We start from the raw sequence: 8,859 nt of genomic DNA, 5'->3' as shown, positions 1-8,859 counted from the left end.
CCGCGGCGGCGGCGGGCGACCGGGGTCGGGGCGGGGGCTCGGCCTCCGCGGGGGTGTCCTGCAGGCGGCCGCGGCGGCGCCGGGCGTCGCCCAGTCGGTGCCGATCACATAGTCGGGGATCTCGCCGGTGAAGCTGGTCCAGTTGGCGGCCAGCTCATGACCCAAACCGCGCCGGGCGGTGGTCGGGGTCGCCTCCGCGTCCTTGGTGGTGGCCAGGGCGGCGAAGTCCGGCGTGGCGAGGCCGCCGGCCATCAGGCCGAGCAGGGCCGCGGCGCCGACGCCGAGAAGCAGAATCTTGGTCTTTCGGGACTCCATGGCGGCTCTATAGCGCGTGACCGCGGCGGAGGTTCAGTTCATTCGACCCTGAGGCGAGAGATGCGAGACCGGCGCCCTGATCGCGGGCGCCGGTCCCTCAGGTCAGACGCTGGTCTTGGCCAGGGTTGTGGCCCGTTCGATCAGGTCGGCGATCCTGCCGACCAGGGGCTTGGGCAGGTTGTGGCCCATGTCGGGGACCATGTGCAGTTCGGCGCCGGGGATGGTCGCCGCCGTGTCCTCGCCGCCGGTGGGCGGGACCAGCGGATCGTCGATGCCGTGGATGACGACGGTGGGGGCCTTGATGCCGGCGAGCGCGGCGCGGCGGTCGCCGCTGGCCACGATGGCGGCCATCTGGCGGGCGAAGCCGACCGGATAGAACGACCGCTCATAGGTGGCGCGCAGCTGGGCCCGCAGTTCGTCAAGGTCGGCCGAGAAGGCGGGGCCGGCCATGACCTTCGACCCCTCGATCCCGTGATCCAGGAAGGCCTCCAGGTCGACGGTCGGATCGGGGCCGCGGTTGGTCAGGCGCTCCATGGCCTCCGGCTTGGCCGGGGGCAGGGCGGGGTTGCCGGTGGTCGACATGATGGAGGTGAGCGACAGCACCCGGTGCGGATGCTCGGCGGCGACCATCTGGGCGATCATGCCGCCCATGGAGGCGCCGACCACGTGGGCCCGTTCGATTTCCAGGGCGTCCATCAGGCCGGCGGCGTCGGCGGCCATGTCGGACAGGAAATAGGGGGCCGGCGGCTTCTGGCCGGCCATCAGGGCGGTGTAGATCGCCGGCATATCCGGCATGCCCAGGTGGTCGAGCTTGTGCGACAGGCCGACGTCGCGGTTGTCGTAGCGCACAACGCGGAAGCCCCGGTCGGCGAGGTTCTGGATCAGGTCCATCGGCCAGGTGGTCATCTGGGCGCCCAGGCCCATGATCAGCAGCAGGACCTCGCCGTCCTCCGGCCCGTGCGCGTCATATTCGAAGGTCAGGCCGTTGGCGGTGATCTGCGGCATGGGGTGTCCTTGCGTCCCTGGTGATGGCCGGAACCTTAGGGAGGCGAGTGAGCCGAGGGAAGGGCTCAGCCCTTCTCCACGAAGCTGTCGATGACCTTCTTCTCGCCGGCCTTGTCGAAGGTCACGGTGAGCTTGTTGCCCTCGACGGCGGCGACGGAGCCGTAGCCGAACTTCTGGTGGAAGACGCGGTCGCCGCGCTTGTAGGCGCTGGCGGCCGAGGTCTCTGAGACGGCGACCAGCCGGCCCTCGCCTTCGATCACCTGCTGGCGGCCGAGGTGGCTGCCCTTGTAGTCGCGGGACTGGGCGCGCTTCCAGCCCGGCGAAGTGTAGCCGGCGCCGAAGGACGGGGTCTCGTCCCAGCGGCTGCCGTGCTGCTGCATGCCGGGGCCGCCGCCGTAATAGCCGGTCTCGGACGAGGCCTCGACATTGGCCAGCGGCAGTTCGTCGACGAAGCGGGAGGGGAGCTGGCTGGTCCAGCGGCCATAGACTTGGCGGTTGGCGACGAAGGAGATGCGGGCCTCCTCGCGGGCGCGGGTGATGCCGACATAGGCCAGGCGGCGTTCCTCCTCGAGGCCCTTCTCGCCCTTCTCGTCGACGCTGCGCTGGGAGGGGAAGACGCCTTCCTCCCAGCCGGGCAGGAAGACCAGCGGGAATTCCAGGCCCTTGGCGGAGTGCAGGGTCATGATCTGGACGGCGTCGGCCTGGGGGCCGCGGTCCATGTCCATGACCAGGGACACGTGCTCCAGATAGGCGCCGAGCGCATCGAAGGCGCCGACCGACTGGACCAGTTCCTTGAGGTTCTCCAGCCGGGTCTGGGCGGTGGGCGTCTTGTCCAGGCGCAGCATGTCCGTATAGCCGCACTCTTCCAGCACCTGCTCCAGCAGACGGGGCAGGGTGAGGGTGTCGACCTGGCCGCGCCAGCGGTCGATGTCGCGCAGGAAGTTGGCGAGCGCCGTGCGGGTGCGGGCCGGCAGTTCGTCGCTCTGGACGATCTGGCGGGCGGCGACGAAGGCCGGCACGCCGCCGAGGCGGGCGATCTGCAACAGCTTCTGGACGGTGGTGTCGCCGATGCCGCGCTTGGGCTGGTTGACGATGCGCTCGAAGGCCAGGTCGTCGTCCGGCGACTGGATGAGCCGCAGATAGGCGTGGGCGTCGCGGATTTCCGCCCGCTCGAAGAATCGCGGGCCGCCGACCACCGTGTAGGGGATCGACAACAGAACGAAGCGCTCTTCGAAGGCCCGCATCTGGAAGGAGGCGCGGACCAGGATCGCCATGTCGCGGTACTTGCGCGGTTCCTTGTCGGTGGAGCCGCGGCGGGCGCGCTCGATCTCGTCGGCGATCAGCCGGCTCTCGGCCTCGCCGTCCCAGACGCCGCGGACGATGACCTTCTCGCCGCCGTTCTGCTCGGTCCACAGGGTCTTGCCCAGCCGGCCCTTATTGGCGGCGATGAGGCCGGAGGCGGCGGCGAGGATATGGCTGGTGGAGCGGTAGTTGCGCTCCAGCCGGATCACCGTCGCGCCCGGGAAGTCGCGCTCGAAGCGCAGGATGTTGTCAACCTCCGCGCCGCGCCAGCCATAGATGGACTGGTCGTCATCGCCCACGCAGCAGACGTTTTGGCGCTTCTGGGCCAGCAGCCGCAGCCAGAGGTACTGGGCGATGTTGGTGTCTTGGTACTCGTCGACCAGGATGTAGCGGAAGCGCTCGTGATAGTCGGCCAGCACGTCCGGGTGGGACATGAAGATGGTCAGGTTGTGCAGCAGGAGGTCGCCGAAGTCGCAGGCGTTCAGCACCTTCAGCCGGTCCTGATAGGCCTGGTAGAGCTTCTGGCCCTTGTTGTTGGCGAAGTGCGCGCCCTCGGCCGGGGGCAGCTTCTCGGGCGTCCAGCCGCGGTTCTTCCAGTGGTCGATCAGGCCGGCCAGGGTCTTGGGCGTCCAGCGCTTGGCGTCGATGTTCTCGGCCTCGAGCAGCTGCTTGATCAACCGCTCCTGATCATCGGTGTCGAGGATGGTGTAGTTGGACTTCAGCCCGACGAGCTCGGCGTGGCGGCGCAGGATCTGGGCGGCGATGGCGTGGAAGGTGCCCAGCCAGCGCAGGCCCTCGGCCTGGGGGCCGATGATGTGGGTGATGCGTTCCCGCATCTCCTTGGCCGCCTTATTGGTGAAGGTGACCGACAGAAGCTCCCAGGGCTTGGCGCGGCCGGTGGCCAGGATGTGGGCGAGGCGGGTGGTCAGCACCCGGGTCTTGCCGGTGCCCGCCCCGGCCAGGACCAGGACCGGCCCTTCCGTCGCCTCGACCGCCGCCCGCTGCTCGGGGTTCAGCCCCTCCAGATAGTCAGGACCGCGCACGCGGGCGAGATCGCTGACGCGAGGGGCGGGGGCGGGATCGAACGAGTCATGCGAGGACATTGGAACATATGTAGCACATGACGCCCGCCGCTTAAGTCCCCTGGAACGCTCCACGGGTCTCGGACGTTAGGCCGGCATGGGCCACCCAGAGGGCGGGGCGGGTCCGGGGAAACATCATGGTCGCACAGATGAGAACCGCGCGGGCCCAGGACGGGCGCCTTCCGCGCCTGCTGTTCATCCTGGCCCTTGTCGTGCTGGTCGCCGCCGCGGCGGGCTATTTCGCCTGGTCCGGCGCCCGCCAGCAGATCGCCGACCATGGTCCTTCGGGCCTGTCGGTCCGGGTCCCCATGCCGCCCAGCCTGCCGCGCGGGCCGCAGATGCCCGATCCGCCGCTGCCGACGGCGCGTTAGGGGCGTGTCTCTCGACGACCGCGAAGGTCCGCCGCCTGATCCGCCCTCGGGCTCCCCGCTCCTGTGGGCCCTGCTGGCCATCGCCCTGGTGGTGGGGTTCGTCCTGCTCTTGAGGTGGCTGCACCCGCCCGCGGTGAGCGTCCGGTCGATCTCCCCGTCGTCAGCCTCGGCGCTCGCGCCTTAGCGCCGCTGGGCGTGGGCCAGGGCCGCGAGCCTGCAGGCCGAGGCGAGGGGGCCGCCCTGACGCCCTTCGTCCAGCCGCGCGATCAGCCCGGCGAGGCTGACCTGTTCGGCCGCCGCCATTTCCTCCAGCACCGCCCAGAATTCCGGCTCCAGGGCCAGGGAGGTGGCGTGTCCCGCGAGCAGGATGGAACGCTTTTTCAATCGAGCCATGGGACTTAGTCGGCCGAACGGATGCGCCGCGCAATGGCGGATTTTGGCGCGGTGCGCGCCGGTTGAAATAAAGATGACACATCCGTCACTTTCAATCCAAGCATTGTTCAGTTATGGATGCCTTCATGACCGCCACCGTGATCGACCTGAACCCGGCCACCCGCCCGATCCCCAAGCCCCGGCTGCAATGGGGCGCGGCGTTTAAGGCTGTCCGCAAGCTGCTCAATGACAAGGAGGACACCGGCCAGGTGTTCGAGATCATGCGGGCGCTGAACGGCACCTCGACCGCCGACGGCTATCGCCGACTGCTGACGACGGTGCAGGGCGGGCGCATCGCCTATGAGCGCAAGGAACTTGCGCCGCGGCTGATGGACGACGCCTGGCTGGACAGCTTCGCGCCCGGCACGGTCGGCGCCGCCTATCGCGAGTTCATCCGCAGCGAGAACCTGTCCGCCGAGGGGCTGGCCGAGGTCAGCCGCACGATCGGCAAGGAGGGCGAGATCGCCCACCCGATCGCCTGGTTCGGCCGGCGCACCCGCGACGTCCACGACATCTGGCATATCCTGTCGGGCTATCACCGCGATGCGCTGGGCGAGGCCTGCCTGGTCGCCTTCTCCTACGCCCAGACCAAGGGCCTGGGCTGGGCTTTGATCGGCGTCGCCGCCGCCCTGCGCGCGCGCGACGGCAAGCACCCCTACGCCAAGGCCATCTGGCAGGGCTACACCCGCGGCAAGGCCGCCGTCTGGCTGCTGGGCGAGGACTACGAGACCCTGCTGAACGAGCCGCTGGAGGCCGCGCGCCGCCGGCTGAATATCACGCCCGCCACGCTCTACAATTCCATCCCGCCGGAAGCCCGCGACAGCGCGGTCCCGGCTCAGCAGATGGCGGCCTGACGAGCTCTACCCGCCGGATCCGGTTCCTTTCGGCGGCCATGGGGCGGGGGAGAGTCGAGCCTCCTCCGCCTCAATCTCTTTTGGACAGATCAGTCCTCGCGCTTGGCCCCATCCAGGGTGCGCGTCGTCTTGGCGGCTTCGAGCTTGATCGCCGCCTTGTCGCCCTTGGTGCGGCCGAACTTGGCGCGGTTGGCGGCGGCGGTCGCCTTGGCTTCGGCCTGGGCGCGGGCCTTGCGGGCCTTGTTCAGATTGACGATCTCGCTCATTTCGCCGGGCTCCGCGGCTGGATCACCAGGGTCGATTCCAGATGCAGGGGCGTGTCCTTGGTCAGGGTGAAGGGCGCCCGGCCAGGGAATGCGCAGTTCTGCATCGAGGGCGTGTTGCGCAGGATCCACTGGGTGATCGGCTTGCCTTGCGCCTTGCAGGCCAGGCCGAGCGCCCAGGCGGGCAGGCCAGCCTCATTCGCCCAGCTGAAGCCCATGGACGGGCCGCCGGCGATCTGATCCTGGGCGGGGGCGACGATCTTGCCCTGAGCGGCGAAGGTCAGCCTGTCGGGGCGGACCAGGCGCAGGGCGAAGCCGCCATAGCCCTTGGAATCCTCGCTGCCGCCCAGGGACAGACCATCGACCCGCGGGTGATGGTGGTGTCGAAGGCGATGCGGCGGGCGCCCTTGTTCAGGGCATAGACCGTGATCGCGGTGGTCTCGCGGGCCACGTAGACGAGCTCGCCGCCGGTCGAGACGATCCAGTCGGTGTCGAGGGTCAGCACGCCGGAGCCGTCGACTTGGCCCTGGAACTTCGTCGCCTTCACGAAATAGGTGAGGCCGCTCATGCCCCAGCCGTCGGCGACAAGCTGGCCGTTCAGCCGCACCTGGCGCCAGGCCCAGAAGGCGCCGCGCTGTTCGGGAAAGTCCGCGCCGCGATCCTCGGTCAGCAGGGTTCCGTCCGGCGCATAGAGCGGGTGGACATAGTTGGAGCGGCCGGGTTGGGACGGATCCTGGGTGCGGGCCCGATAGACGAGGACGGTCTTGCCGTCGTCGGTGATGGTCACCTGGTCCGGCGCCAGCTTGGCGTCGATGGCCGCGTGGGCCTGGAGGGCGGAGGCCAGGGTCAGGGCGCCGGCGAGGGCGGCGACCGGGCGGAGGCGAGGCATGGGCGAACTCCGAGACGAGGCCGCAAGAATAGCGCGGCGGCCGCCAGCTGCGCCATGAACTCTTCGACAGGAAGGGCGTTTCGAACGCACCCCAACCGAGGAGACGCAGTCCCATGCAAGCCGAGAACATTCGCGAACATATGGAAGTGATCGGGTCCGACGGCGGCCATGTCGGCCGGGTGGACCATGTGCAGGGCGCCGAGATCGAACTCGCCAAGCTCGATCTGGGCGGCGGGTTCAAGCACCACCTCATCCCGCTCAGCTGGGTGGATCAGATCGAGGACGACAAGGTGCGCCTGAACCTGACCAAAGACGCCGCCAAGGCCGCCTGGCGCGAGAAGCACTAAGGATCGGCGTGAAGGGCGCTAGCCGCCCCTCGCTGCATTGAGGTCGTCGCGGGTCAGGGCGGGCCAGACCGGCAGGTCCAGCCCCTCGATCCGCGGCGGTCCCTCGCCGCGCCATATGGCGCAGACGACGCCGATCACCTCCGCGCCGGCCTCGGCCAGGAGCCGGGCCGCGTCCCGAACGGCGCCGCCGGTGGTGATCACGTCCTCGATCATCACCACTTTCAGGCCCGCGACCGAGCCGCCCTCGACGGCCAGGCAGGTCCCGTAGTCCTTGGCCTTTTTCCGCACGAAAGCCGCCGGGGTTCCGGTGGCGAGCGACATGGCCGTGGCGATCGGCACGCCGCCGAGCTCCAGCCCCGCCAGCACCTGGGCGCCAGCGGGCACCAGGGGCGCCATGGCGGCCGCCACCCGCGCCAGCAGGCGCGGGTCGGCCTCGAACCGATATTTGTCGAAATACTCGTCCGACACCTGGCCGGAGCGCAGCTTGAAGCTGCCCTTCAGCCGGGCGGCGGCGTCGATGTCCGCCGCCAGGGCGGACCTGGCGGCGGGATCCATCACTTCACCGCGGCGCAGAAGCGCTGGATGCGGGTGCAGGCGTCTTCCAGCACGGCGTTGGAGGTCGCGTAGCTGATGCGGAAGAACGGCGAGAGGCCGAAGGCCGCGCCGAACACCACCGAGACCCCTTCCTGCTCCAGGAGTTCGACGGCGAAGTCCTGGTCGCTCTCGATCACCTTGCCCGAGGGGCTCACCTTGCCCAGCAGCTTCTCGACCGACGGATAGACATAGAAGGCGCCTTCCGGGGTCGGGCAGTGGATGCCGTTGGCCTGGTTCAGCATGGAGACCACCAGGTCGCGGCGTTCCTCGAACAGCTTGGCGTTCGGCTTGATGAACTCCTGGGTGCCGTTCAGGGCCTCGACCGCGGCGTATTGCGAGATCGAGCAGGGGTTGGAGGTGGTCTGGCTCATGACCTTGGCCATGGACTTGATCAGGGCCTCCGGGCCGGCCGCATAGCCGATCCGCCAGCCGGTCATGGCGTAGGCCTTGGAGACCCCGTTCATGGTGAGCGTGCGGTCATAGAGCTGAGGCTCGACCTGGGCGATGGTCCAGAACTGGAAGTCGCCGAACACAAGGTGCTCGTACATGTCGTCGGTGAGGATCCAGACATGCGGGTGGCGCAGCAGAACGTCGGCGATCGCCCGCAGCTCGGCCTTGGTGTAGGCGGCGCCCGAGGGGTTGGATGGCGAGTTCAGGAACACCCACTTGGTCTTGGGCGTGATCGCGGCCTCGAGATCGGCCGGCTGCAGCTTGAAGCCGGTGTCGGCCGAAGTGGCCACGGCCCTGGGCGTCCCGCCGGCCAGCAGGACGATGTCCCAGTAGCTGACCCAATAGGGCGTCGGGATGATGACCTCGTCGCCGGGATTCAGGGTCGAGATCATGGCGTTCCAGATGACCGGCTTGCCGCCGGGCGAGACGTTCACCTGGCTGGTCTTGTAGGTCAGGCCGTTCTCGCGCTGGAACTTGCCGACAATGGCTTCCTTGAGTTCGGGAATGCCGTCGACATTGGTGTACTTGGTCTTGCCGTCGCGGATCGCCTTGATCGCGGCTTCCTTGATGTTGTCCGGCGTGTCGAAGTCGGGCTCGCCCGCGGCGAGCGAGATGACGTTTCGGCCCTGCGCTTTCAGTTCGCGGGCTTTCGCGTCCGCCGCCAGGGTGGCGGAGGGCTTAACGCGAGACAGCGCGGCGGATTCGAGCGACATGGCGGGGAAACTCCCGAACAGGTTTGAAGGAACGGGCGCGGTTTAGCCGAAGGGGACGGCAAGGCAAAGCCGGGAAGGGAAGTTCCCGCCGCTTTCGGGCCGGCGTGTGCTATAAGCCTCGCGCTCCTGGCCGCCCGCGCGCCGCGCGAAGCCTCGGGGCCTGAAAGACTTCCATGTCCAGAATCCTCCGACCCCTGCCCACGCCGCGCGGCGGGCTCCACGATCCGCGCTCGACGCGCGGC

The 8,859-nt window shown here is 68.9% G+C and carries 13 protein-coding genes; 4 read left to right on the top strand and 9 right to left on the bottom strand.

Annotated elements, in window-relative coordinates; genetic code table 11:
- The 3 genes from MQH10_RS25860 to MQH10_RS25850 form a co-directional block, all read right to left on the bottom strand.
- The coding region (locus tag MQH10_RS25860) for a hypothetical protein (protein WP_242566846.1) at window positions 1–315 on the bottom strand (315 nt) is incomplete at its 3' end.
- Between the two features lie 102 nt (window positions 316–417).
- On the bottom strand, window positions 418–1,320 hold the full coding sequence (locus tag MQH10_RS25855) for an alpha/beta fold hydrolase (protein ID WP_242566845.1): 903 nt from the start codon (window positions 1,318–1,320) through the stop codon (window positions 418–420).
- A 65-nt stretch (window positions 1,321–1,385) separates the two neighbouring features.
- Window positions 1,386–3,725, bottom strand: coding sequence for an ATP-dependent helicase (locus tag MQH10_RS25850; RefSeq protein ID WP_242566844.1), 2,340 nt, complete (start codon window positions 3,723–3,725; stop codon window positions 1,386–1,388).
- Between the two features lie 116 nt (window positions 3,726–3,841).
- Here MQH10_RS25850 and MQH10_RS25845 point away from each other — a divergent pair, with 116 nt between their 5' ends.
- Window positions 3,842–4,075 (top strand): hypothetical protein, encoded by a 234-nt coding sequence (locus tag MQH10_RS25845; RefSeq protein WP_242566843.1) that lies wholly within the window; start codon window positions 3,842–3,844, stop codon window positions 4,073–4,075.
- 4 nt (window positions 4,076–4,079) lie between these two features.
- Window positions 4,080–4,259 carry a hypothetical protein gene (locus tag MQH10_RS25840; RefSeq protein WP_242566842.1) on the top strand — a complete coding sequence of 60 codons (180 nt, stop codon included), beginning with the start codon at window positions 4,080–4,082 and terminating at the stop codon, window positions 4,257–4,259.
- On the opposite strand, the gene MQH10_RS25835 is transcribed toward MQH10_RS25840, so the two are convergent.
- Entirely contained in the window at window positions 4,256–4,468 is a 213-nt protein-coding gene (locus tag MQH10_RS25835) for a ribbon-helix-helix domain-containing protein (RefSeq protein ID WP_242566841.1), read from the bottom strand. The genes MQH10_RS25840 and MQH10_RS25835 overlap by 4 nt on opposite strands.
- A 125-nt stretch (window positions 4,469–4,593) precedes the next feature.
- On the opposite strand from MQH10_RS25835, the gene MQH10_RS25830 reads away from it, so the two are divergent.
- Window positions 4,594–5,361: a ubiquinone biosynthesis protein COQ4 gene (locus MQH10_RS25830; protein ID WP_242566840.1), complete on the top strand. Its 768-nt coding sequence runs from the start codon at window positions 4,594–4,596 to the stop codon at window positions 5,359–5,361.
- Window positions 5,362–5,450: 89 nt separating this feature from the next.
- Here MQH10_RS25830 and MQH10_RS25825 read toward each other — a convergent pair whose 3' ends face one another.
- From MQH10_RS25825 to MQH10_RS25815, 3 genes are all read right to left on the bottom strand, one after another.
- Window positions 5,451–5,627, bottom strand: coding sequence for a DUF4169 family protein (locus tag MQH10_RS25825; RefSeq protein WP_242566839.1), 177 nt, complete (start codon window positions 5,625–5,627; stop codon window positions 5,451–5,453).
- Window positions 5,624–5,842: a hypothetical protein gene (locus MQH10_RS25820; RefSeq protein WP_242566838.1), complete on the bottom strand. Its 219-nt coding sequence runs from the start codon at window positions 5,840–5,842 to the stop codon at window positions 5,624–5,626. Before MQH10_RS25820 ends, MQH10_RS25825 begins: the two co-directional genes overlap by 4 nt.
- A gap of 62 nt (window positions 5,843–5,904) precedes the next feature.
- Complete coding sequence (locus tag MQH10_RS25815) at window positions 5,905–6,513, bottom strand: DUF6807 family protein (protein WP_242566837.1); 609 nt, start codon at window positions 6,511–6,513, stop codon at window positions 5,905–5,907.
- A gap of 113 nt (window positions 6,514–6,626) precedes the next feature.
- Here MQH10_RS25815 and MQH10_RS25810 point away from each other — a divergent pair, with 113 nt between their 5' ends.
- Entirely contained in the window at window positions 6,627–6,860 is a 234-nt protein-coding gene (locus MQH10_RS25810; RefSeq protein ID WP_242566836.1) for a DUF2171 domain-containing protein, read from the top strand.
- 18 nt (window positions 6,861–6,878) lie between these two features.
- Here the strand turns inward: MQH10_RS25810 and pyrE are convergent, their stop codons facing one another.
- Both pyrE and MQH10_RS25800 read right to left on the bottom strand, forming a co-directional pair.
- Window positions 6,879–7,415 (bottom strand): orotate phosphoribosyltransferase, encoded by a 537-nt coding sequence (pyrE, locus tag MQH10_RS25805; protein ID WP_242566835.1) that lies wholly within the window; start codon window positions 7,413–7,415, stop codon window positions 6,879–6,881.
- Window positions 7,415–8,617, bottom strand: a complete 1,203-nt coding sequence (locus MQH10_RS25800; protein WP_242566834.1) for a pyridoxal phosphate-dependent aminotransferase — start codon at window positions 8,615–8,617, stop codon at window positions 7,415–7,417. Before MQH10_RS25800 ends, pyrE begins: the two co-directional genes overlap by 1 nt.
- Between the last annotated feature and the right edge of the window lie 242 nt (window positions 8,618–8,859).

It is taken from the genome of Phenylobacterium aquaticum (assembly GCF_022695515.1).
Taxonomy (GTDB): Bacteria; Pseudomonadota; Alphaproteobacteria; order Caulobacterales; family Caulobacteraceae; genus Phenylobacterium; species Phenylobacterium aquaticum.
This window is presented reverse-complemented; position numbering and strand designations above follow the sequence as displayed.

Excerpts from the sequence above, each read along its gene's own strand:
- MQH10_RS25835 (WP_242566841.1), bottom strand. The coding sequence starts at position 4,468 with ATGGCTCGATTGAAAAAGCGTTCCATCCTGCTCGCGGGACACGCCACC.
- MQH10_RS25820 (WP_242566838.1), bottom strand. The coding sequence starts at position 5,842 with ATGGGCTTCAGCTGGGCGAATGAGGCTGGCCTGCCCGCCTGGGCGCTC.
- MQH10_RS25825 (WP_242566839.1), bottom strand. The coding sequence starts at position 5,627 with ATGAGCGAGATCGTCAATCTGAACAAGGCCCGCAAGGCCCGCGCCCAG.
- MQH10_RS25845 (WP_242566843.1), top strand. The coding sequence starts at position 3,842 with ATGGTCGCACAGATGAGAACCGCGCGGGCCCAGGACGGGCGCCTTCCG.
- MQH10_RS25815 (WP_242566837.1), bottom strand. The coding sequence starts at position 6,513 with ATGCCTCGCCTCCGCCCGGTCGCCGCCCTCGCCGGCGCCCTGACCCTG.
- pyrE (WP_242566835.1), bottom strand. The coding sequence starts at position 7,415 with ATGGATCCCGCCGCCAGGTCCGCCCTGGCGGCGGACATCGACGCCGCC.
- MQH10_RS25855 (WP_242566845.1), bottom strand. The coding sequence starts at position 1,320 with ATGCCGCAGATCACCGCCAACGGCCTGACCTTCGAATATGACGCGCAC.
- MQH10_RS25810 (WP_242566836.1), top strand. The coding sequence starts at position 6,627 with ATGCAAGCCGAGAACATTCGCGAACATATGGAAGTGATCGGGTCCGAC.
- MQH10_RS25830 (WP_242566840.1), top strand. The coding sequence starts at position 4,594 with ATGACCGCCACCGTGATCGACCTGAACCCGGCCACCCGCCCGATCCCC.
- MQH10_RS25800 (WP_242566834.1), bottom strand. The coding sequence starts at position 8,617 with ATGTCGCTCGAATCCGCCGCGCTGTCTCGCGTTAAGCCCTCCGCCACC.
- MQH10_RS25850 (WP_242566844.1), bottom strand. The coding sequence starts at position 3,725 with ATGTCCTCGCATGACTCGTTCGATCCCGCCCCCGCCCCTCGCGTCAGC.